The sequence below is a fragment of the Parvularcula maris genome (assembly GCF_024505085.1).
Lineage (GTDB): Bacteria > Pseudomonadota > Alphaproteobacteria > Caulobacterales > Parvularculaceae > Parvularcula > Parvularcula maris.
Genome location: NZ_JANIBC010000013.1, coordinates 7501 through 27134 on the forward strand (window position 1 = coordinate 7501; position 19634 = coordinate 27134).

Sequence of the window (19634 nt, forward strand, 5' to 3'; positions counted from 1 at the left end):
CCACCGGCACGAAGGCCAGATCGTTAAAGATCGGCCCCGGCCCGAAAGGCGAGGGAATCACCAGGGAGGCGAACCAGGAGATCACCGTCACGAAGACGATCGGCCCGATCGGCAGCGGCAGGGTGAAGATCGGCCCGCCCCTGAAGGGTGTGTCGGACGGCCATCCGCGTACGCGCCGGTAGTGGGAAGGTCGCTCGTTCGTCACGGAGATCGTCTTCTACCTTCCTCGCCTGGGTAGCGCTCAACGTGGCGCGGGCCGGGGGCCGGTTCAAGGTATGAAGCCGCCCCCTTGACCCTTTGTTGATGCAGATCGGCTAAGAAAGCCCTTGCATCGAGGGGGGTTTCGTCCATGGCAAGCGCGACTGGGAAAGCGTTCGAGGCGGGGTGGCCGTCTGCCGCCGGGACGGCGCGCCGCTCGGCGAGGCGTCACCGCCGGGTGGAGCTGACCATGCCTATCTCCATCCTCTACAAAGGGGGGGAGCGGGGTCCGGGCGTGCTGTCCGACCTCTCTTTGCGAGGGGCCAGCGTCATCGCGCCCAAGGCGCCGCTTGCAGGCGACCTCGTCACCCTGCGGATCGGCGACATCGGAGATCTGCCGGCCAGGGTCCGCCGCCTCGCGCCGTCGGGCTTCGCGGCGGAACTCCTCGGCGACCGCCGCGCAAGATGCGCCCTCGCCGACGCCCTGACCATCCATCTTAACAAGCCCGAAAGCTTCGTGCGCGCCGTGCGCTACCCCCAGGACCAGGACGCGGTCTTGCAGCTCGATGACGGCCGCGTCGCGCGGTGCACCGTGATCAATCTCTCCGAGACGGGGGCCAAGCTGACCACCGCCCTGATCCCCCTAGTCGGTGAAAGCGTCCGGGTCGGTGCGCGCCGCGGCATGGTGGAGCGGCACCTGCCGGGGGGCATCGCCGTCAGTTTTCCCCTAAGGACACCCCGATGAGCAACGCACGCTTCCACCTCTCCTCGGGCGGCAAGGTCTACGGGCCCTACGATACCGAGACCCTCGCCCGTTTCGTCGCCGAGAAGCGCCTGGCCCACCACAGCCTCGTCGCGCCCGAAGGCACCCAAGACTTCCGCCCGGCCCTTCAGTTTCCCGAGCTACGCGCCCTCTTCCGCCCCGGCAGCGGCGAGGAGCATCGGGCCGCGCCCTCCCCCTCTTCCGAGGGGCCTTCCGCTGCTTTCCTCGTGGCCTTCGGCCGGGCCTCGTCCGAAGCGTCCAAAGCCGCCGACATCCTCCGCCGCCTGCCCTCCTGCCACGAGATCACCGAGACGGTCTTCCTGGTCAGGGCAGCGGGAAGCGCCGACGAGCTGCGCGAGCGAATCGCGGGCGCCCTCCCCTCCACCGAGCGGGCCTTCGTCATGGAGGCCTCCGGCGCGGCGATCGCGTCCCACGGCATCGCGCTCGCCGAACACGAGGACATCCGCACCATGATCAAGGGCGGATAGCAGCTCCTAGATGTCTCGTGACTTGGGATCGCGAGCGAACTTGTTCTAAATGTCACAAATGGCTTCCGCGATCGACACACTTGCCGGGTCCGATACCCCCCATATCCTCGTCATCGACGACGATGAGGGGATCAGGCGTCTTCTCGCCCGCTATCTGCGCGAAAGCGGCTTTCTGGCCTCGGCCGTGGCTAGCGCGGCGGATGCCGACAAGCTGATGGGCATGATCAGCTTCGACGCCCTGGTGATCGACGTGATGATGCCGGGAGAGGACGGCATCTCCATGACCAAGCGGCTGCGTGCGCGATCGGAAGTGCCCATTATTCTGCTCACGGCCCGCGGCGAGCCCGAGGACCGGATCAACGGGCTCGAGGCCGGTGCTAACGACTACCTCGCCAAACCGTTCGAGCCTCGGGAGCTGGTGCTTCGCCTGCAGGGCCTGCTGCACCGCTCGGTCCTGCCGCCGCGCGAGGACACGGTGCGTTTCGGCCCCTTCGCCTTCGATCCCGTCCGCGGCGAGCTGCTGCGCGAGGACGACCGGGTAAAGCTCACCGATGCCGAGCTTCACCTTCTTCGCACCCTGGCCGCCAAACCAGGCGCGCCGATCCCCCGCACGGTCCTCGCCCAGAAGGAACTCGGCGTCTTCGACCGTTCGATCGACGTCCAGGTGACGAGGCTGAGGCGCAAGATCGAGAACGATCCGCGCAGCCCCCAGCACCTCAAGACGGTGCGCGGCATCGGCTACGCCCTGATGACCGACTAGTCCGGGGCGAGGCCAGCCTTGTTCAGAAGCATTGCCCCCAAAAGCCTCTGGGGACGGACGGTTCTGATCGTCGTCATCCCGATCTTCCTCATGCAGTCGGTGATGACCTTCGTGTTCTTCGACCGGCACTGGGACAGGGTCACCGGCGCCCTCACCCGCCAGACCGCCAGCGAGGTCGCGCATGTCCTCGAGCTCTGGACCAACCCGCCCCTCGGTCTCACCAGGCAGAGCGTGGAGGAGCGGGCGCGCCGCGACCTTCAGCTCTACATGCGCTACGCACCTGGCGAAACCATTCCGGACAAGGACAAGCTCTCCTTCTTCTCGCCGCCCAACAAGACCCTGGAGAAAGAGCTCAGCCGAGCTATCGAGGAGCCCGTCTGGATCAACACGCGCGGCTACCGCGACGAGGTGGAGATCAGGGTCCAGCTCGAGGACGGCTTCCTCGTCTTCGTCACGCCGCGCTCACAAGTCAGTGCACAGAACGGTCACCTCTTCGTTCTCTGGCTGATCGGAACGACCGGCCTTCTAGGCTATGTCGCCGTGGTCTTCATGCGCAACCAGGTCCGCTCGATCACCAGGCTCGCCGCCGCCGCGGAGGCCTTCGGCAAGGGCGAGGACATGCCCGATTTCAGACCCGCCGGTGCCCGCGAGGTGCGGCAGGCGGGCCGCGCGTTCCTGGCCATGCGGGCACGGATCAGGCGCTACCTTCATCAGCGCACGGAGATGTTGGCCGGAGTCAGCCACGATCTGCGCACCCCCCTCACCCGCATGAAGCTGCAGCTCGCCATGCTGCCCGAGAACGAGGACCGGGAGGCGCTCACAGGGGATGTGGCCGAGATGGAGCAGATGCTCGGCGCCTATCTCGACTTCGTCCGCGACAGCCAGGAAGTGGACAGGGAGCTCGTCGATGTGAAGCAGCTCGCCGCCGAGCTAGCCGAGGAGTTCGCAAGGATGGATCAGAGGTTCGACAGACGCATCACCCCCGACCTTCTCGTACCCGCGAGCCCCCTCGGCTTGAAGCGTGCGCTGAGCAACCTCCTCAGCAACGGCTTCCGCTACGCAGGTAAGGTCTATCTCTACGCTGAGCGTAAGGACGGCATGGTCGAATTCGCCGTGGAGGATGACGGCCCCGGCATTCCCGAGGCCGATCGTTCGAGAGCCCTTCAGCCTTTCGAGAGGCTCGATCCCGCAAGGTCTACGGCGGGCACGGGTCTCGGCCTCGCCATCGTCCAGGACATCGTCAGGCAGCACGGCGGGCGCCTGTCGCTGGGAACATCGGAGAAGCATGGCGGCCTGCGTGCGCAGATCCGCCTCCCTGGATAAGCGTCTAGAGAGCCTCCTCCTCCGAAGGCTGAGCATCGCTCTCCAGCTCTACCGGCTCATCGCTGGCGGGAGCTTCGGGCAGCGCCGGCACCGGAGCGGGCGCCGTCGGACGGAAGGCTTCCACCTGCCCGTTCTCGAGCAGTACGTAGATCGCGCCGCCCGCCACGATGGGGGGCTGGGTCGCGCCGTCACCGAGCTTGTAGCTCGCCAGCGTCTCACCGGTCTGCGGCGACAGGCCGATCAGCTCGCCGTCCGTCGAGGTCAGGTAGAGAAGATTGCCCGCCAGCACCGGCCCGGCCCAGACGATCCGCTTCTTGCGCTTCTTCGGGTTGCGGTAGAGCGGCAGCTCCTCGTTCCAGCGCACAGCGCCGTCAATGCGGTTCACCGCCGCCACCGTGTTCTGGTTGGAGAGGACGTAGATCGTCTCCCCCGCCACCCACGGCGTGTGCGCACCGCCGACGGGCTGCTCCCAGGCTACCTCGCCGGTGCGCGCGTCGATGCCGACCATCTGACCGGACTGGCTGACGGCAAAGACCGCGCCCCGGTCGATCACCGGGCTTCCGGCGATGTCGCCCAGGGTGGAGAGCGCGTTGAGACGCGAGGTCCTGGCAATCACCGCCTGCCACTGCACCCGCCCGTTCTGGCTGGCCAGCGACACCACCTCGCCGGAGGAGAAGGGTACGACGACGCTCGCCCCGTCCACCGCAGGAGCTGACGCCGCGAGGAAGCGTGCAGCCTCTTCGAAGCTCTGATAGGTCCAGCGCTCGCGTCCGGTTTCCTGGTCGAGGGCGTAGAGCTCGTTGCTGATCGACACGGCGTAGACCATGCCGTCCGCAATGCTCGGCGGGTTACGCATCGGACCGTTGGTCTCGGTCTGCCAGAGGAGCTCACCGGTGGCAGCGTCGAGCGCCGCGACGAAGCCGAAGCCCGAGGTGACGAAGAGCCTGCCCCCCACCACGGCCGAGCCGCCGCCGAAGCCGATATCGCGCAGCTTGGTCCGCCCGATCATGTTGTAGAACGGGACCTTGTCGCCGGTGTCCCCCGGCGCGAGGTCCTGCCGCCAGGCCGTATCGCCGGTAGCGGTGTCGATGGCGGTCACCACGCCCACCGCGTCGATGAAGAAGAGACGCTCGCCATCGGTCACGGGCGGCGCCGTCACCGGCGCGCCCTTGGCTTTGCTGCTGACCACCCTAGAGCGCCAGACGCGCTCATACTCGCCTCCCGCCGCAAGGTGCCTTGGGGCGTGGCTGGGATTGCCGCCGACCTGTTCCCAGGCGGTGTTCTCGAAGGCCTGGGGCAGCTCGATCGGCTGACCGGCCAGCGCGGGATCGGCGGTGATGACGTTCTCCGCGGCCAGCACCGCGACGGCGTCGGCGAACTCGCCAGCCTCATCGTCGCCATTGCCGCTGCAGGAGGCGAGGAGCGCGAGCCCCAGAAGGAGTGCGATCCGTCTCATGGCTGCTCCTCCCCTGCCGGTTCCTCGGCACGCTCTTCGGTAGCGTCGTCCTCGTCCGCCTCTTCGTCGGTCGGCGGGGCGGGCGGGGTGAGAAGGTCCTGAAGATTGCTGCCCGAGGCCGCGCCGCCCGTGGGCAGGCCGGCAGCCTCGAGGTCCGAACCGAGGCGGTCGATGAAGGAGGTCGGCGTCTCCGGCGCGGAGAGCTGGGTGCCGTTGGCCGCGGCATCAGCCACCGCCGCATAGGTCGCAGCCCTCGCTCTCACCGCCTGAGGCGCGCTTTCGCTAGAGGCCAGCGCCTCGAAGCCGGCCCGCGCACCGATATAGTCGCCGCTGTGAAGCGCCGCGCCCGAGGCGATCTCGTCGGCATGGCCTCGGAAGGCCTCGCTCTCGACCCCGGCCGCGATCTCGGCCGCCGTCTCGGGGCGGCGGTCGAAGACGAGATAGGCCGCTCGCAGGCGGGCGAAGTCGCGCATCGGCACGGACAGGTCGCCGTCCCCATAGACCTCGGCATAGAGGTCCCGCGCGCCTTCGAGGTCGCCGCTCGCGCCGAGCTGGGCCGCGGCCCGCATCTTCGCCAGCACCGCATAGCCGCCCGAAGTTTCTTCGGCATAGGCCAGGAGCGCATCAGAGCCGACCTCCTCTTCCGCCATGAAGCTCAGCCCGGCATAGCTTTCCGCCGCCTCGGTCCTAGCCGCCTCGGCGCGGTTCTGCATGGTCTGGTAGCCGATCACCCCGCCTAGGATCGCCACGGCGCCCACGGCCAGGGGCACGCGCCAGCGGCGCAGGCGGTCGAGGGTCTGGTCACGGGAGAGGTCCTCATCGACCTCGCGCAGCAGGACGTCTTCTTCAGAGGCCATGGGGCTCCCTTGCCGATGCCCGGAAGCTTTGGGCTCCCGGTGAGTTCAGGGCCAGAGCCTCAACCACCAAGGCAGCCCTAAGAAGAACGCGCCGCCCACAGGCACCAGCGGGTGCCTACGAGAGACGCGCGAAACCTTTGCGGCTGGCAGGGGCAGCAGGACTCGAACCCGCGACCCTCGGTTTTGGAGACCGATGCTCTACCAACTGAGCTATACCCCTAGAGGCCGCAAGCTAAGCCCTTAGAGGCGCCCGGCTCCTCGCGCAACTGAGGAGTTGGGAAAGGTTGAGGCGGCGGAACCAAGGCTTTTCGCCAATGTCGGTCGTTCGCTGGGAAGCGAGTAACGTACGAAAGGAGGCCGACATCCCCACTTGCGCTGCGCCAAACTCTCATGTAGTTATCATGGTAACAATAGGAATTTCTATGGCCGGCCCCCTTTGTATTTTAGCGACGATCACGCCCCGCTCGGAGCACCTCGCGGACGCCCGCGATGCCATCGTGGGCATCGTTGAGCGCACCTGCGCTGAGCCGGGCTGCCAGACCTTCCGCCTCTTAGAAGGGCCGGACGGTCGCTTGCGACTCTACGAAGAGTGGGACGACGAGGCAGCGTTAGAAGCGCATCACGCTGAGGACTACACGCGAGCGGTCTTCGCCGCCTACGAGGGATGGCTCGCCACGCCGCCCGAGATTGTCCACCTGCAACGGTTGGCCTGAAGCGACGCGATGTTCTTCCTGAAGGAACTGCCCACGCGCCTGATGATCGAGGGCTACGCGGCGAAGCACGCCTCGCTCGATGCTGATGCTGTGGAGGACGCGCTAGGTCTCATGCGACGCGCGAGCCTGATGGTGCGGCGGCTCGAAGCCTATTTCGCCGAGCACGGGCTCTCACAGCTCCGCTTTCTTGTGCTGATCGTCATCGACCGAGAGCCTCATCGCGATGGCTTGAGCGTCGGCGAGATCACAGATCGCCTCGACGTCTCCAAGCCCGTCATGACCCGCACCGTTGCTCACCTAGTCGAAAGCGGGCTGATCGCGGTCGAAGCGGACCCGAACGACGCTCGCGGGAAGGTGGTCCGACTCACGCCAGCGGGGCGAGCCAAGCTCGCGGAAGTGCTGCCGGAGTATTTCGTGCTGCTGTCCGCCCTCGGGCGGAGAGAGCCTGACACGGGGGAGGAAGCGTGAGTTGCCAGACCCTCCTGCTTCGGACACTTGCCTTGTGGGCGGTCGTCTGGCCGCTCGTCACCGGCCTCCTCTTTGCGGTTCAGGTCAGCCTGCCGGACCTTCCCATGCCCGCCCGCACCCTCTTGCTGACGGCGTTCCTCGTGCCTGCGATCAGCCTCGTCATCGAACCGCAGATCGCCAAGCGGATCGGCGATCTGCCCTCCCCATCCTGACGACTTCGGAAAGGCCGCCAGATGTTCAGAACCATGATCTTGCTCGCGACGCTGCCGCTGCTGCTCGCGCACCCTACTGCCGCCCAAGAGAACGGACCTAACGCCGATCCCGAGACACCGATGGAGACGACTGACATGACCGAACGAATGGAACGTGGCTTGGAGAAACTGCGTAAGATCGACGGGGAGGCGGGCGAGCGAGTGATCGAGAGCCTGGCGGACGTCTCGCCCGACCTCGCCCGCTACACGATCGAGTACCCCTTCGGCGACATCTACGAGCGGCCCGGCCTGTCCCTTCGTGACCGCGAGATCGCGACCATCGCCGCGCTCACTGCGATGGGGAACGCTACTCCACAACTCAAGGTCCACATTCAGGCCGGGCTCAACGTCGGGCTGACAGAGGAGGAGATCAAAGAGGTCATCATTCAGATGAGCGTATACGCCGGTTTCCCATCCGCGCTGAACGGCATGCAGGCCGCGAAGGAAGTGTTTGCGACGACAGAATGAGGAACATCCGAACGGACGGAAGTGGGTTCACCTCTTCCGTCCGTTGTCAGTAAGGTGATGGACGAAGAGGGCCAAAACCCCGCCCTCCCTCACATCGCGTAGAAGAACTCCTCCCGCACGATTTTGCCGTCCTTGACGTGGTAGGTGGCGGTCTCCTGCATATCCATGACCTCGCCGGTGTCCTTGTTCTTCGCCTTGGCGTTGAAGAGGACGGAGAAGCGGTCGTCGCCGTGGTAGAAGGGGCCGGTGGTGGAACTTTCGAGCTCCTCCATGGTGCTCTCCCACCAGTCGTGCTTCTGGTGGATGGCCTTCAGGCCCTGGACCTCGCGGCCCATCTCCGGCCCGGCATAGGCTTCGACGGAGGTGGCGTCCTCGGCATAGAGCTTGTCGAGGTTCTCGCGCTCCTTGCCCTCCCGGCAGCCCTTGACGAGCTGTTCGGCGACCTGGCGTAGCTGATCGTTCGGACCCATGGTGATGTTCCTTATCTGTTCCATGGCTGTCTTGCGCCCCAAACCGCGGCAAAGCGAGTCGTTTATGCAGCTACGCCCTGTCTTTCGGCAGCAGCACGCCCTTGGCCTCGTTGACCTTGGCGGCGAGGTAGTCCGAGCCCCCCTGATCGGGGTGTGCGCGCAGGATCATCCGTTTGTGGGCGGCGGTGATCTCCTCGGCGGTGGCGGGCTCGGCGAGGCCGAGCACCGACAGCGCCTCCGCACGCGACATGCCGCGCGGGCCAGGCCTTGATGGCGGCCTTTCGCCCAGGTCCTCGAACCCGGAAAGCGACCCTCTCGCCTGCAGCACCGCCGAGGCGGCGATCCCCGCACCGATCAGCATCGCCACGATGGCAAGCGGCGTCAGCCTCATCCAGCTCAAGAGAAGAACCGCCGCCGCCGTCAGCGCGCCGATAATCAGCAGCCTGCGCCTGACCGCCGAGGGCAACTCCAGACGCTTGGCGAGGAAACCGGAAGCCAGGAGCAGGACGGCCAGGAAGAAGAGAAGCATGGTCCCGCTTACGCGGCGCGGCGGGCCTCCGCCAAGGGGGCAGGTGCGCTGTCCTGCGACTTGGCAGGCTGTGCGACTGGCTCGCCGACGCCCTCCGCCATGGGCAGGCGCAGGCAGGAGAGCATGCTGCGCAGCTCCTGCCGGGCGGCCAGGTGGCTCATGGAGGAGAGCTTTCTTGGGCTGGCCTTGGTGCCGAGGTCGAGGAGCGTCATGCCGTAGCGGAAGAGCTCGCGGTAGATCACCCGCTCGCCGAAGCCGCGGGCCTGGCGGAACTGGATGCGCTTGGAGAGGTCCGCGAGCTTCTCGGCCATGGCCGCCTTGTTCTTGGCATTGGTGGCCTGCATCCGGTTGCGCATCACGACCCAGTCGATGCCCCCGGTGACCCCCGACTGGGCGCGGGTCTGGCGGGCTTTCCACACGGTTTCGGCATAGAGGCTGGGGCCGAGAATCTCGCCCGTCGTCGGGCAGACCTTAGCGAGAAGGTCGAAGTCCACGAAGCTGTCGTTCATGGGCGTGACGATGGTGTCGGCGTAGCAGTGAGCGGTGCGCGAGAGATGCGTGTCGGCGCCTGGAGTGTCGATGACAAGGAAGTCGCAGTCCGAGAACGCGGCCAGTGTCCGGCGCAGGCGCTCGTCGTCGTCCTGCACCCGGCGCGTGTGGCTGTCATGCTCGGAGCCCTGCAGCGGCAGCATCTTCGGGATCGGCAGGTCCTCGGCGGTGAGGCCCTGGCTGACGCCCCACTGGGCGCGGTTCTCGAGGTAACGCCACAGGCTCTTCTGGCGCGTGTCGAGGTCGAGCACGCCCACCTTGCGGCCCGCCTTCATCAGGCTGACGACCAGGTGCATGGCGACGGTGGTCTTGCCGCTGCCGCCCTTCTCGTTGCCGGTGACGATCACATGGGTATTGCGCTCGGTACTCATGATGCACTTCCGGTTGAGGGGTGAAGATCACCGGCGGTGGTCGCCGGAACACAGTAGGCGCCCTCGCGGGAGAGAGCGCGGCAGAGGGCGCTCGCCGCGCCCTCATCGGGCAGCGGACCGGCCAGAAGACGCACGAAGACCCCCTTCGCGCCGAGATCGACCACCGCCGTCACCGGCTCGTGGTGGCTCAGGACGGGGTGGCGGTCGAGAAGGATCTGCCAGCCGATCGCCGCGTCGTCGGCGCCTCTATAGGAGGCGAGATGGACGGCTGGAGCGGGGCCAGACTGCTCGCGGGCCGGCGCGCCGATCATCTCGACGCGCGGCTCGAGCACGGTCGGCTCGAGGAGCGGCTCCAGTCTCTGCGCGGCTGCAGGGCCTTCTGCCGCTGCGATCATTACCACGCCGAGCCCGGCCTTGAGGAGGGGGTGGGCTTCTGCCATGGCCTTAACGTTTACCATTGTGGTTGACGAAAGGTTACCAGGCCCTGACGCACACAAGTTGCGCGTGTTGTGGCCCACACTCTATTCGGGAGAGGGAATGGACCTCGCGCGTTCGCAGGAAGAGCTGCAGAAGCTGCTCAATTCCAATAAGATAAAGGGTTCCAGCCTGGGTTTCGTGCCCACCATGGGGGCGCTGCACAAGGGCCACCTCTCCCTCTGTCACGTGGCTTCGCGACACGCGGAGCGTGTATGTGCGTCAATTTTCATCAACCCCCGTCAGTTCGGTCCCGGCGAGGATCTCGCCACCTACCCCCAGGATACACAGGCCGACCTCGCTAAATTGGAGGGGGCGGGGGTCGATCTTTGCTACCTGCCGATACCGGAGGACATCTACCCCCTCGGCTACTCCACCACGGTGGATGTGGGTCCGGTGGCCAGGCCCCTGGACGGCTCGTCGAGGCCCAGCTTCTTCTCCGGTATCGCCACGGTGGTGACCAAGCTCTTCAACCGTGTCAGGCCGGATGTGGCCGTCTTCGGGGAGAAGGACTACCAGCAGCTCCTCGTCATCCGCCGCCTGGTCGCCGACCTGGACCTTGGCGTGAAGATCGTCGGCGCACCGATCGTCCGGGAGGAGGACGGCCTCGCCATGTCCTCGCGCAACAGATACCTCACACCCCCCGAGCGCCGCATCGCCGGTGAGCTCAACCAGATCATGGCCAAGACCTGCCAGAGGATCGAAGGCGGCGTCCCCGCCCCCGCCGCCCTGGCCCAGGGCCGCGAGGACCTCGAGGCGGCAGGCCTCCGCCCCGTCGACTATTTCGAGCTACGGTCCTCCGTGGACCTCTCACCCATGCCGGAGCGCGAGCTGCGACGCACCGAAATGGAGGAAGCACGGCTGTTCGCTGCCGTGATGCTGGGCCGTACACGGCTGATCGACAACATGCCGGTGGTCTGACGAATAAACCCGCAGGGCGCCTTTCCTCTTCAAAGGCGCACGGCTCCTCGATTACGCCTTCCCATGGTCGCGCAGCGATCCATGGGACCCATCTCCGAACAGCAGGATAGGCGCCGCGGGCAGGAGCTGGGTCCCACGGTCTCCGCTTCGCTGCGCCGTGGGAAAGCGGATGAAGAAGCGGGTGCCGTAGGGCGGCTCGCGAAGCGTGCGGCCGCGACCCGGCCCCCTATCGCAGCAGGTATACGGGGCGGGGGTTTCGTAGCCGGTCCGCGCCAAGCGGATGATTCTGCTGCGTGCCCCTACCGTCATCCCGGAAGCCGAAGGCTATCCGGGACCCATGGACCGGTCAGCTCTCACGAAGGCAACGGACCGAATGGTGAATACCGTCAGGCCATGGGTCCCGGATCAGCTTCGCTGTCCGGGATGACGGCGGAAGGAGACATACGGCCTAGAAGCAGTGGCCGCCTGCCGGCGTCCACCCTACGGGCCGTCATTCCGGGGCGCTCGAAGAGCGAGCCCGGAATTCAGAATCGAAGCGGTAGAAACAGCAGCGTGCCGCCCAGCAAACCCACCCGGACCAAGTCTGGATTCCGGGCTCAGGCTCCGTCTGCCCCGGAATGACAGGTGGAGGTAGTACGTACACCATCAACGCCGATCGCGCCTTCAGCTTCCAGGAAGATGCCGTGAAGCGCCCACAAAAAAGGCGGGCCAAGGCCCGCCTTTCGTCAACCGGTCGAACCGCGCGCCTACTCGTCGCCGGGCTCGGCCATCAACTCGTCTTTGCTGACGGTCTTCTCGGTGATCTCGGCCTTCTCGATGAGGTGGTCGACCACCTTCTCCTCGAAGAGCGGTGCACGGAACTGGGCGAGGAGTTCCGGGCGCTCCTGGATCATCTGGAAGAGCTGCTGGGGCTGCATGCCCATCTGCATGGCCTGGGCCTGGATCGAGCGGGTCAGCTCGTCCTGGGGCACCTGGACGTCGGCGGCCTTGCCGATCTCTGCCAGGAGAAGCCCCAGGCGCACACGGCGCTCGGCGATCTTCTCGTAGTCGGCCCTCAGTTCGTCTTCGGACTTGTCCTTGTCCTCGTCGTCGAGCTCGGTCGCCTGGACCTGCTGCCAGATCTGCTCGAACTCGGCTTTGACCATGCCGGGGGGCAGGTCGAAATCGTGGTTCTCGTCCAGAACATCGAGCAGCTCGCGCTTGGTGTGAAGGCGCGACTGCGACTTGTAGCGGTCCTGGATCATCTCGCGGACGCGGGTCTTGAGGCCTTCGAGGTCGTCAAATCCGATGGTCTTGGCGAACTCGTCGTCGATCTCCGTGTCCTGCGCTTCTTGCAGGTTCTTCGCGGTGACGTCGAACTCGGCCTCCTTGCCGGCGAGGTGAGCTGCGGCATAGTCCTCAGGGAAGGTCACCTTGATGGTGCGCTCCTCCTCCTTCTTGATGCCGAGGAGCTGCTCTTCGAAGCCGGGGATGAACTGGTTCGAGCCGAGATCGAGGTTCACGTCCTCACCCGAGCCGCCCTCGAACTCCTCCCCGTCGGCGCGGCCGACAAAGTCGATGACCAGACGGTGGCCTTCCTTGGCGACCCGGTTCTTGGGCAGGTCCTTATAGGTCTTGTTCTGGTCGGCGAGCTTCTGGACCTCCTCGTCCACCTCCGCCTCGTCGATCTCGGCGGTCATCCGGGTGAGCTTGAGCTCGTCGATCCCCTTGGGCTCGATCTCCGGCAGGACCTCCACATGCATGTGGTATTCGAGGTCGGCCTTGCCCTTGACGACCTCGTCGATGAGGCCGTCCTTCATGTGGGGGTGGGGCTGCATGGCCGGGGTGATGTTGTTGTCAGACAGCGCCTTGGTCTGGGCGGCGGTCATCTCCTCCTGGATCAGCTCGCCCATGAGGTTCGGGCCGTAGAGCTTCTTGAGGAAGCTGGTCGGCGCCTTGCCGGGGCGGAAGCCTTTGAGGTGGACCTGAGGCTTGATCTCTTCGAGCTTCGCGTCGAGCTTCTCGCTCAGATAGGTCTGCGAGATGACGACCTGATACTCGCGGCTGAGACCCTCGTTCTTGGTTTCCGTGACTTGCATGACCCGTCCGTTCCGGTGCCGCCGCGCGGCGTGACTAATGGTTGGCCGAAGGGGCGTCCCCGCGGCGAAGCGGTGCGCCTAGAGCCTAAAGGCGCCCTTTTCAATGGGGGGCGGAGGGGGTTCCGCGCCGTTGGCGCCGGGAGGGAAGTTTGGACTTGTCCACGGGGGTGTCGGCGCGGGCTAGAATGACTCCGCGAAGGGCTGTTGGGGAAAGAGCACCAACACTCATTAGCACCCTCTTCGAAGCTCGGCGGCGGAACGGGAAGGCACCTAAGCAGGTGCCCGAGCCGAATGGCTCGCCCCATCGGAGGCGCCGCGCGCCGTGAGATAGAAGAGACTCCATTTTTGAGACCAAGGCTTGTGCTGCCGAGCTGCTGCCGCAGCGTTTCCGACCTGAAAAAGGTCCCCCGGACCTTTTTCTTTCACTGCGCGAAACCGGTCGAGGCCCTGCCGGGCATTCTCCGCCTTCGAAACCTCCCCCGGAGGTTTCGATCCGGCGTTGCCGGACCGGCTACGAATGGTGCGGATGAGAGGACTCGAACCTCCACGCCGTAAGACACCAGAACCTAAATCTGGCGCGTCTACCAATTCCGCCACATCCGCACATGGGGAGCGGCGGGGTTAGCGTCCGCCCGCTCTGCTGTCGAGCGTCAATGCGTAGGGGCTACTAGGTTCTTCAGGACGCTGGCAATGAGAGGCGGCAGGGCTTCGGCTTCCAGGCCCGGCCCCTGGCCACTGGCGGCATCTGCATGGATGTAGGCGCCCGCTGCCGCTGCTTCCGCGGCGGCCATACCTTGGGCGAGGAACCCAGCGATCAGACCCGCCAGCACGTCCCCAGCCCCTGCGGTGGCGAGGGCGGCGCTGCCATTGCTATTGACGAGCGGCAGCCCGTCCCCCGCGATGACCGTGGTGCTGCCCTTGAGAAGGACGACCGCCCCGGCCTTCTTCGCGGCCTTACAAGCACGCTCGAGCTTGCTCCCCTCCATCTCGCCGAAGAGGCGGGAGAACTCCCCCTCGTGAGGGGTGAGGACGCAGTTCGGGTGCAGCTTTTCGAAGAGCTCGCCCGGTTTCTTCTCGAACAGGGTCAGCGCGTCGGCGTCGAGGACGCACGGGATCTCGGTCTCCAGAACGGCCAGGAGAGCTTCCTTCGCGGCATCGCCGTGCCCCATGCCGGGGCCGAAGACGCAGGCGCCGCCCCTTTTGTAGGTGAGGTCGGTCACGGAGTCCGGCCCGTGGAAGGGCGCCACCATCACTGCGTCGAAGCTTGCGGCGGCGAACTCGGCCGAGGAGAGCGGGGTGAGGTAGGTCACCGCCCCTGCCCCGGAGACCGCCGCCGCCCTCGCCGCCAGCCTGCCCGCCCCGCCCTTGAGGCCCGGACCGCCGAGCGCGGTCACGTGGCCCTTCTCGTATTTATGGGTGTCGCGCTTGGACGGTCTGAGAAGATGGCGCCAGAGGTCCGGATGGTTGTGCAGCGCGCCTGCATCGTCCTCCTCCGCCTCGATGCCGATATCGGCGAGGAAGACCTTGCCGCAGCGCTCCGGCCCGTGGCCCAGAAGATGACCCGGCTTGAGGCGGTGGAAAGTCACCGTCGCGTCGGCATAGGGAGCGGCGCCCCTGATCTCTCCCGTCTGCCCATCGAGACCGCTGGGCAGGTCGATGGCGAGGCAGGTCGCTTGGGACAGCTCCAGCCGCTCGATCAGCATCAGCGCCTCGCCCTCCAGGAGGCGGGATAGACCCGCGCCGAAAAGCGCGTCGATCACCAGCATGCCTGCGCGGGGAGAGAAGGTGCCGCTGGGCCTCACGCGAGAGAGCACGCCGAGACGGTCGGAGAGATCCTGGTTCTCGTCTAGGAGCACCACCTCCACCGGCCAGCCCGCCTCGATCAGCATCTCCGCGACGCTGATCCCGTCCGCGCCGTTATGGCCGGGACCGCAGAGGATCACTGTCGGCTGCTTGGCGTAGCGGCTGCGCAGGACGCGGGTGATGGCCCGTGCCGCCCGGCGGATCAGCACGGCCCGCTCGGTGCCGCCCGCGATGGTGCGCTCATCGGCCGCCGCCATGGCCCCCGGCGTCACCAGCATATGGCGCCTGATCGCTGCCTCGTCGAAGGCCATCCGTTCCCCTCCCCGCCTGTCCTGTCTTGGGAAGCGGGTCTCAAACGATGGGATTTAACGCAAAATCGGCGCCAGGCTCCTTTGATGCGCATCTAGGCTGCCGAGGGTGGTGGCGGAGACCGGCGGTCTCTGCTCAACCTCAGGCTTATGGGCACCCCGATCACCACCGACGAGAAGCTGGCGCGGCTGCGCCTGATCCGCAGCCGGGGCATCGGCCCCCTCACCTTTGCGCAGCTTATGGCCAGGACGGGCTCGGCTCTCGCCGCCATCGAAGCGCTCCCCGAGATGATCCGGGCGGCGGGACGCAAGTCCATTCTGCTAGCGAGCCGCGAGAGCGCCGAGGCGGAGTGGGCGGCGGCGGCAAGGCTCGGCATCGAATTTCTCTTCCTAGGAGAGCCGGACTATCCGCAGCCGTTGAGCGCCATCGCCGATCCACCGCCGGTTCTTTCCGTCAGGGGACGTAGCGATGTTCCAAGTCGGCGCTGCGTCGCTATCGTCGGTGCACGGAAGGCGTCCGCGGCTGGTCTCACCCTCGCTAGGCGCTTCGCCGCCGAGCTGACCGAAGCCGGCTTCGTCGTGGTCTCCGGCCTCGCCAGAGGCATTGACGGCGCCGCACACCAGGGCGCGCTTCAGCGGGGAACCGTCGCGGTGCTCGCAGGCGGCGCGGACAGCATCTACCCGTCGGAGCATCAGAAACTCTACGGCGAAATCGCCGAGAGCGGCGCGATCCTTTCCGAGCAGCCTCTCGGCCTCACCGCCAAGGCGAGGGATTTTCCCAAGCGCAACCGTATCGTCAGTGGGCTGAGCGCCGGTGTCGTCATTATCGAGGCGGCGGAGCGGTCGGGAACACTGATCACCGCGAGGCTCGCATCCGAGCAGGGGCGGGAGGTCTTCGCCGTACCCGGATCGCCGCTGGACGAGCGTAGCCGAGGCGCCAACGCGCTGATCCGCAACGGGGCGACCCTGGTCCAGGACACAGCCGATATCCTCGCGGAGTTGGAGCATGCTCGTTTGCCGGAGGCCGCGCCGTCGGGTTTCGCCGATGAGAACGGCGAGCTGTCCGGGTCCGAGGAGAGTTTCGCCGAGGAGGTCCTGGGCCTTCTGGGCTATGTTCCGACCCACCGGGACGTCTTGATTCGCGAGACCGGCGCCCCTCCCGCGGCCGTCGCAGCGGCGCTTCTGGACCTCGTTCTCAGCGGCAAGGCGGAGGAGACCACCGGCGGAGGCTATGTCCGCTCGGCGGAGGCAGGCTCCAGGTAACGCTCCATATGCTGGTCGAAGGCGTCCCAGAACTGGTCTCGCAGCTCGTCCCGCTCCATCAGAATCTCGTGCTTCGCGCCCTCAATCTCCGTCAGGGTGATCAGCTCGGGGTGAGCTTTGGCGATCTCCTGGTGGTGGGTGCTGTCCACGACGCTGTCCTCGCTGGCGCTGACGATGGCCGTCGGCACACGGAGCTGACCCAGCCCCTCACGGTCGAGCCAGCGCTGCTGGCGATGCAAGGCCCTCACCATGGCGGGGGTCTGGCGCGGCAGGCGTAGGTCGTCGGATGTCTCGAGCAGCCCCTTAAGGTAGCCGTGCCGTTTCTCATCCGAGGTGAACGAGTTGCCCTCGAACACCATGGCCTCGCCGCCCTCCTTGCTCAACGGCCGGTCCTGGAGACCGAGGCGGCAGAGAAGCCCCGCCGCCGCCCTCACGCCGAGGCGCTGCCAAACATGCGGAAAGATACGGGTAGCGGGCGCCGACAGCACCGCGCACTGGGCATTACCACCTGAGCAGAGATAGCTGAGCACGGTCAGACCGCCCATGGAGTGGCCGAGCAGGGTCAGGCGATCCGTACCCAGAAGACCGACGGCATGGCGAAGGTCGCCCACATACTTAGCAAAATCGTCGATCCGCCCGCGCTGGTCCTCCGTACAAAGGCGCAAAGAGAGCCCCTGGCCACGCGGGTCGATACAGTGAACGGCGAAGTCCCGGTCGCGCAGGTCGAGAGCCACCTCGGCGTACTTCTCGGCGGGCTCGGTCCAGCCGGGCACCACAAGGCAGACCCCCCGTTCTCCCGAGCCGCCATAGTCGACCAGGCGGATGGTCGCGCCGTCGAAGCTCTCGAAATAGGACGCAGACGCCCCTTCCGGAAACGTCACCGAGGGCGCTGCGATCAGGCGCGCTTCCATCTGCTCAAACCCCCGCTGCCGGTTCCAACCTGGCCATTACCGCCATGTCGCCGCTCACCTTGAGCTGCCCGGCGATGATCGCCGTCTCGATCTTGCGCTGCGCCAGGAGCACCGAGCGCAGCACCTGCGCCTCGCCGCGCCAGAGGCAGAAGCTGGAGGTCACCTCGGGCGGCGCATCCTCGGAGACCTGGGGGGCGCCCTCCACCCGGCCGTCCACCCATAAGGAGAGCGGCTGGTCGGTGGCCTCGACCCTCAGCACACCGCCAAAGGGCGCGCGGAAGCTCTTCCTCGCGCCCTCTAGCATGGGGGCGAGATCGCTACTCAAGCAGTGCGTCCTCGGGCTGTTCGGCGTCCTCGGGCTTGCGGAAGCGCAGGGTGAAGCGGTCGCTCTCGCCGATGGCTGCAAACTCCTCCGGGTCGAAACCTTCCGGCGCGGTGCCGTCGCGGCCCGTCTGGCGGGAGTTGGGCGGCAGGGTCCAGACGCCGAAGGGGTGCTCTGTGTCGTCCATCGGGTTGGCGTTGACCTCGCTTCCCTCCTCGAAGACGAAGCCCGCATCTTCAGCAAGCTGACGGACCGTCGAGACCTTGATGTAGCCCGACGACTGCTCGCGGGCGATGTCGGCGTCCTCGGGCAGGCGGTGGTCGACCACGCCGAGCGTGCCGCCGGGCTTCAGCGCCTCGTAGAAGGCCGCGAAGGCGTCGGGCGCCCAGCCGCCGCCCTGGAAGTTGTGCACGTTGCGGAAGGTCAGCACCGCATCGGCGGAGCCTGCGGGGGCGATCTCCTGGTTGTTCTGGGACAGCACGGTCATCTCGACATCGCCGTAGTTCTCACTGCCCACGAAACGCTCTTCAAAGGCCGCGATGCTCTGAAGGAGTCGCTCGCTGCCGCCCTCCGGGTCGAACCCGGCGGCGTAGAGCTTGCCCTCGTCGGCGAGATAGGCGGCGAGGATCTCGGTGTACCAGCCGCCGCCCGGCCAGATCTCGACCACCGTGTCCGTCGGCTCGATACCGAAGAACGCCAGTGTCTCCGCCGGGTTGCGGTACTCATCACGGGCCTTGTTCTCCACCGAGCGCATGTCCGAGGCGACGGCCTCTTCGAGGGCCGCATCGGTGTCGAGGGTCAGCGGCTCGACCGGACCGGCATCCTCCTCGTCGACCTCGCTGACGTCTTCGACGGGTTCGGGGGCGGTCGGGTCTTCGGCCTCGCTGCAGGCAGCCAGAAGCGGCAGGGCGGACATCAGAAGCAGTGAGCGTTTCATCGGGTATCCTCGCATGTGGTTCCCATCGCCCTCGATCTACCCCGGTCGTTTGTCCTGACAAGTCCGGGCTACAGAATCGGACAAAGGGTCTTGAACTCTCCAGTACTCGCGCCCAACTTTCCTTCACCGGACGCCATAACGGGTTCGGACGCCAGAGATGGCGAGAAGTTGTTGCTCATTTGGAGAATGACATGAGAAGTTACGACATGACCCCCGTCTACCGCAGCTCTGTAGGCTTCGACCGCCTGTTCAACGAGCTCTTCGACGGTCTTTCGAAAGCCGAGACCACCGGCTACCCTCCCTACAACATCGAAGTCGTGGACGAGAACGACTACCGCATCACGCTGGCGGTGGCGGGTTTCGCCGATGACGAGCTCGACATCGAGGTGACCGACCGTGCCCTGCGCGTGACCGGCTCCCGGTCGGGCGAAGAGGGTGAACGCAAATATCTCCACCAGGGCATCGCCGGACGCAGTTTCGAGCGCCGCTTCCAGCTCGCGCAGCACCTCCGGGTGACCGGCGCCAAGCTCGAGAACGGCCTGCTGCACATCGAGCTGCACCGCGAGGTCCCTGAGGCGATGAAGCCGCGCAAGATCGCCATCGGTTCCCCTGACACCGAAAGCGCCGCGCCCCGCGTCATCGCCAGCAACGACGCAGCGTAGTCCCTCTCCCTCCCTACGCTGAGTGTTGCGAACCCAGGAGGCCGGAAGGCCTCCTGGTGTTTTGCTCTATTTATCTCACGGCGCGCGGCGCCTCCGATGGGGCGAGCCAGTGGGATCGGGCACCCGGTCGGGTGCCTTCCCGTTCCGCCGCCGAGCTTAGAAGGGTTCTTAGAAGGAGAGGCAGGTCTCCTCAGAACGCTTTCCCACGGCGGAGGCGTAGCCGGAGACCGTGGGACCCATCACCTGACGCTAAAACAAGAACCTGACAATGGGAGATCGGCACCACGGTCT

General features: G+C 66.3%; 23 protein-coding genes and 2 tRNA genes (1 of these 25 running past the window's edge). 11 read left to right on the forward strand and 14 right to left on the reverse strand.

Annotated elements, in window-relative coordinates; all coding sequences use genetic code 11:
- Window positions 1–205, reverse strand: partial view of a rhomboid family intramembrane serine protease gene (locus NOG11_RS12100; protein WP_256620021.1) — the start only. 587 nt of this gene lie to the left of the window's left edge; 205 of the gene's 792 nt are visible here — the first part of the coding sequence; the start codon lies at window positions 203–205; the stop codon falls past the left edge of the window.
- A 144-nt stretch (window positions 206–349) separates the two neighbouring features.
- On the opposite strand from NOG11_RS12100, the gene NOG11_RS12105 reads away from it, so the two are divergent.
- Genes NOG11_RS12105 through NOG11_RS12120 form a run of 4 tightly spaced genes read left to right on the forward strand, consistent with a single transcriptional unit; the run spans window position 350 to window position 3532 of the window.
- Window positions 350–943 carry a PilZ domain-containing protein gene (locus tag NOG11_RS12105; protein ID WP_256620022.1) on the forward strand — a complete coding sequence of 198 codons (594 nt, stop codon included), beginning with the start codon at window positions 350–352 and terminating at the stop codon, window positions 941–943.
- Entirely contained in the window at window positions 940–1449 is a 510-nt protein-coding gene (locus tag NOG11_RS12110) for a DUF4339 domain-containing protein (protein ID WP_256620023.1), read from the forward strand. The genes NOG11_RS12105 and NOG11_RS12110 overlap by 4 nt, the downstream gene beginning before the upstream one ends.
- A gap of 58 nt (window positions 1450–1507) precedes the next feature.
- A complete protein-coding gene (locus tag NOG11_RS12115; protein WP_256620024.1) occupies window positions 1508–2209 on the forward strand; it encodes a response regulator in 702 nt (233 codons plus the stop codon).
- A gap of 18 nt (window positions 2210–2227) precedes the next feature.
- Window positions 2228–3532: an ATP-binding protein gene (locus tag NOG11_RS12120; RefSeq protein WP_256620025.1), complete on the forward strand. Its 1305-nt coding sequence runs from the start codon at window positions 2228–2230 to the stop codon at window positions 3530–3532.
- Between the two features lie 4 nt (window positions 3533–3536).
- Here the strand turns inward: NOG11_RS12120 and NOG11_RS12125 are convergent, their stop codons facing one another.
- From NOG11_RS12125 to NOG11_RS12135, 3 genes are all read right to left on the reverse strand, one after another.
- A complete protein-coding gene (locus NOG11_RS12125) occupies window positions 3537–4988 on the reverse strand; it encodes an outer membrane protein assembly factor BamB family protein (RefSeq protein ID WP_256620026.1) in 1452 nt (483 codons plus the stop codon).
- Window positions 4985–5845 carry a tetratricopeptide repeat protein gene (locus tag NOG11_RS12130; RefSeq protein WP_256620027.1) on the reverse strand — a complete coding sequence of 287 codons (861 nt, stop codon included), beginning with the start codon at window positions 5843–5845 and terminating at the stop codon, window positions 4985–4987. The genes NOG11_RS12125 and NOG11_RS12130 overlap by 4 nt, the downstream gene beginning before the upstream one ends.
- Before the next feature lie 144 nt (window positions 5846–5989).
- Window positions 5990–6065: transfer RNA gene (locus NOG11_RS12135), tRNA-Trp, on the reverse strand.
- A 202-nt stretch (window positions 6066–6267) separates the two neighbouring features.
- Here NOG11_RS12135 and NOG11_RS12140 point away from each other — a divergent pair.
- The 4 genes from NOG11_RS12140 to NOG11_RS12155 all read left to right on the forward strand — a co-directional run bounded on the left by NOG11_RS12140 (window position 6268) and on the right by NOG11_RS12155 (window position 7745).
- Window positions 6268–6558, forward strand: coding sequence for a putative quinol monooxygenase (locus NOG11_RS12140; RefSeq protein WP_256620028.1), 291 nt, complete (start codon window positions 6268–6270; stop codon window positions 6556–6558).
- Between the two features lie 9 nt (window positions 6559–6567).
- Window positions 6568–7026 (forward strand): MarR family winged helix-turn-helix transcriptional regulator, encoded by a 459-nt coding sequence (locus tag NOG11_RS12145; protein ID WP_256620029.1) that lies wholly within the window; start codon window positions 6568–6570, stop codon window positions 7024–7026.
- Window positions 7023–7238, forward strand: coding sequence for a putative antibiotic biosynthesis monooxygenase (locus NOG11_RS12150; protein ID WP_256620030.1), 216 nt, complete (start codon window positions 7023–7025; stop codon window positions 7236–7238). Before NOG11_RS12145 ends, NOG11_RS12150 begins: the two co-directional genes overlap by 4 nt.
- Window positions 7239–7373: 135 nt before the next feature.
- Window positions 7374–7745 carry a carboxymuconolactone decarboxylase family protein gene (locus NOG11_RS12155; protein ID WP_370468287.1) on the forward strand — a complete coding sequence of 124 codons (372 nt, stop codon included), beginning with the start codon at window positions 7374–7376 and terminating at the stop codon, window positions 7743–7745.
- A gap of 89 nt (window positions 7746–7834) precedes the next feature.
- Here the strand turns inward: NOG11_RS12155 and NOG11_RS12160 are convergent, their stop codons facing one another.
- The 4 genes from NOG11_RS12160 to NOG11_RS12175 all read right to left on the reverse strand — a co-directional run bounded on the left by NOG11_RS12160 (window position 7835) and on the right by NOG11_RS12175 (window position 10104).
- Window positions 7835–8215: a SnoaL-like domain-containing protein gene (locus tag NOG11_RS12160; protein ID WP_256620032.1), complete on the reverse strand. Its 381-nt coding sequence runs from the start codon at window positions 8213–8215 to the stop codon at window positions 7835–7837.
- A 70-nt stretch (window positions 8216–8285) separates the two neighbouring features.
- Complete coding sequence (locus NOG11_RS12165; protein WP_256620033.1) at window positions 8286–8744, reverse strand: J domain-containing protein; 459 nt, start codon at window positions 8742–8744, stop codon at window positions 8286–8288.
- 8 nt (window positions 8745–8752) lie between these two features.
- On the reverse strand, window positions 8753–9664 hold the full coding sequence (locus tag NOG11_RS12170) for a division plane positioning ATPase MipZ (RefSeq protein ID WP_256620034.1): 912 nt from the start codon (window positions 9662–9664) through the stop codon (window positions 8753–8755).
- Entirely contained in the window at window positions 9661–10104 is a 444-nt protein-coding gene (locus NOG11_RS12175; RefSeq protein ID WP_256620035.1) for a hypothetical protein, read from the reverse strand. The genes NOG11_RS12170 and NOG11_RS12175 overlap by 4 nt, the downstream gene beginning before the upstream one ends.
- A gap of 97 nt (window positions 10105–10201) precedes the next feature.
- Between NOG11_RS12175 and panC the strand changes: the two genes are divergently transcribed.
- Window positions 10202–11059, forward strand: coding sequence for a pantoate--beta-alanine ligase (gene panC / locus NOG11_RS12180; protein WP_256620036.1), 858 nt, complete (start codon window positions 10202–10204; stop codon window positions 11057–11059).
- A gap of 746 nt (window positions 11060–11805) precedes the next feature.
- Here the strand turns inward: panC and tig are convergent.
- From tig to NOG11_RS12195, 3 genes are all read right to left on the reverse strand, one after another.
- Window positions 11806–13137 (reverse strand): trigger factor, encoded by a 1332-nt coding sequence (gene tig, locus NOG11_RS12185; RefSeq protein WP_256620037.1) that lies wholly within the window; start codon window positions 13135–13137, stop codon window positions 11806–11808.
- A gap of 518 nt (window positions 13138–13655) precedes the next feature.
- Window positions 13656–13740: transfer RNA gene (locus NOG11_RS12190), tRNA-Leu, on the reverse strand.
- A 47-nt stretch (window positions 13741–13787) separates the two neighbouring features.
- Window positions 13788–15251, reverse strand: a complete 1464-nt coding sequence (locus NOG11_RS12195; RefSeq protein WP_256620038.1) for an NAD(P)H-hydrate dehydratase — start codon at window positions 15249–15251, stop codon at window positions 13788–13790.
- Between the two features lie 147 nt (window positions 15252–15398).
- On the opposite strand from NOG11_RS12195, the gene dprA reads away from it, so the two are divergent.
- Window positions 15399–16511 (forward strand): DNA-processing protein DprA, encoded by a 1113-nt coding sequence (dprA, locus tag NOG11_RS12200; protein ID WP_256620039.1) that lies wholly within the window; start codon window positions 15399–15401, stop codon window positions 16509–16511.
- Here the strand turns inward: dprA and NOG11_RS12205 are convergent.
- From NOG11_RS12205 to NOG11_RS12215, 3 genes are read right to left on the reverse strand one after another with little or no spacing between them, the layout of a single operon-like run.
- Entirely contained in the window at window positions 16478–17422 is a 945-nt protein-coding gene (locus NOG11_RS12205; RefSeq protein ID WP_256620040.1) for an alpha/beta fold hydrolase, read from the reverse strand. The genes dprA and NOG11_RS12205 overlap by 34 nt on opposite strands.
- Window positions 17423–17426: 4 nt before the next feature.
- A complete protein-coding gene (locus tag NOG11_RS12210; RefSeq protein WP_256620041.1) occupies window positions 17427–17747 on the reverse strand; it encodes an SCP2 sterol-binding domain-containing protein in 321 nt (106 codons plus the stop codon).
- Complete coding sequence (locus NOG11_RS12215) at window positions 17740–18681, reverse strand: class I SAM-dependent methyltransferase (RefSeq protein WP_256620042.1); 942 nt, start codon at window positions 18679–18681, stop codon at window positions 17740–17742. Before NOG11_RS12215 ends, NOG11_RS12210 begins: the two co-directional genes overlap by 8 nt.
- 191 nt (window positions 18682–18872) lie before the next feature.
- On the opposite strand from NOG11_RS12215, the gene NOG11_RS12220 reads away from it, so the two are divergent.
- On the forward strand, window positions 18873–19343 hold the full coding sequence (locus NOG11_RS12220) for an Hsp20 family protein (RefSeq protein WP_256620043.1): 471 nt from the start codon (window positions 18873–18875) through the stop codon (window positions 19341–19343).
- Window positions 19344–19634: the final 291 nt, after the last annotated feature.

What these genes read in the sequence shown, in the direction of transcription:
- NOG11_RS12110 (WP_256620023.1), top strand. Translation starts at nt 940, where the DNA reads ATGAGCAACGCACGCTTCCACCTCTCCTCGGGCGGCAAGGTCTACGGG.
- NOG11_RS12215 (WP_256620042.1), bottom strand. Translation starts at nt 18,681, where the DNA reads ATGAAACGCTCACTGCTTCTGATGTCCGCCCTGCCGCTTCTGGCTGCC.
- tig (WP_256620037.1), bottom strand. Translation starts at nt 13,137, where the DNA reads ATGCAAGTCACGGAAACCAAGAACGAGGGTCTCAGCCGCGAGTATCAG.
- panC (WP_256620036.1), top strand. Translation starts at nt 10,202, where the DNA reads ATGGACCTCGCGCGTTCGCAGGAAGAGCTGCAGAAGCTGCTCAATTCC.
- NOG11_RS12175 (WP_256620035.1), bottom strand. Translation starts at nt 10,104, where the DNA reads ATGGCAGAAGCCCACCCCCTCCTCAAGGCCGGGCTCGGCGTGGTAATG.
- NOG11_RS12115 (WP_256620024.1), top strand. Translation starts at nt 1,508, where the DNA reads ATGGCTTCCGCGATCGACACACTTGCCGGGTCCGATACCCCCCATATC.
- NOG11_RS12130 (WP_256620027.1), bottom strand. Translation starts at nt 5,845, where the DNA reads ATGGCCTCTGAAGAAGACGTCCTGCTGCGCGAGGTCGATGAGGACCTC.
- NOG11_RS12170 (WP_256620034.1), bottom strand. Translation starts at nt 9,664, where the DNA reads ATGAGTACCGAGCGCAATACCCATGTGATCGTCACCGGCAACGAGAAG.
- NOG11_RS12165 (WP_256620033.1), bottom strand. Translation starts at nt 8,744, where the DNA reads ATGCTTCTCTTCTTCCTGGCCGTCCTGCTCCTGGCTTCCGGTTTCCTC.
- NOG11_RS12160 (WP_256620032.1), bottom strand. Translation starts at nt 8,215, where the DNA reads ATGGGTCCGAACGATCAGCTACGCCAGGTCGCCGAACAGCTCGTCAAG.
- NOG11_RS12155 (WP_370468287.1), top strand. Translation starts at nt 7,374, where the DNA reads ATGACCGAACGAATGGAACGTGGCTTGGAGAAACTGCGTAAGATCGAC.
- NOG11_RS12125 (WP_256620026.1), bottom strand. Translation starts at nt 4,988, where the DNA reads ATGAGACGGATCGCACTCCTTCTGGGGCTCGCGCTCCTCGCCTCCTGC.
- dprA (WP_256620039.1), top strand. Translation starts at nt 15,399, where the DNA reads ATGGGCACCCCGATCACCACCGACGAGAAGCTGGCGCGGCTGCGCCTG.
- NOG11_RS12220 (WP_256620043.1), top strand. Translation starts at nt 18,873, where the DNA reads ATGAGAAGTTACGACATGACCCCCGTCTACCGCAGCTCTGTAGGCTTC.
- NOG11_RS12195 (WP_256620038.1), bottom strand. Translation starts at nt 15,251, where the DNA reads ATGGCCTTCGACGAGGCAGCGATCAGGCGCCATATGCTGGTGACGCCG.
- NOG11_RS12140 (WP_256620028.1), top strand. Translation starts at nt 6,268, where the DNA reads ATGGCCGGCCCCCTTTGTATTTTAGCGACGATCACGCCCCGCTCGGAG.
- NOG11_RS12205 (WP_256620040.1), bottom strand. Translation starts at nt 17,422, where the DNA reads ATGGAAGCGCGCCTGATCGCAGCGCCCTCGGTGACGTTTCCGGAAGGG.
- NOG11_RS12105 (WP_256620022.1), top strand. Translation starts at nt 350, where the DNA reads ATGGCAAGCGCGACTGGGAAAGCGTTCGAGGCGGGGTGGCCGTCTGCC.
- NOG11_RS12145 (WP_256620029.1), top strand. Translation starts at nt 6,568, where the DNA reads ATGTTCTTCCTGAAGGAACTGCCCACGCGCCTGATGATCGAGGGCTAC.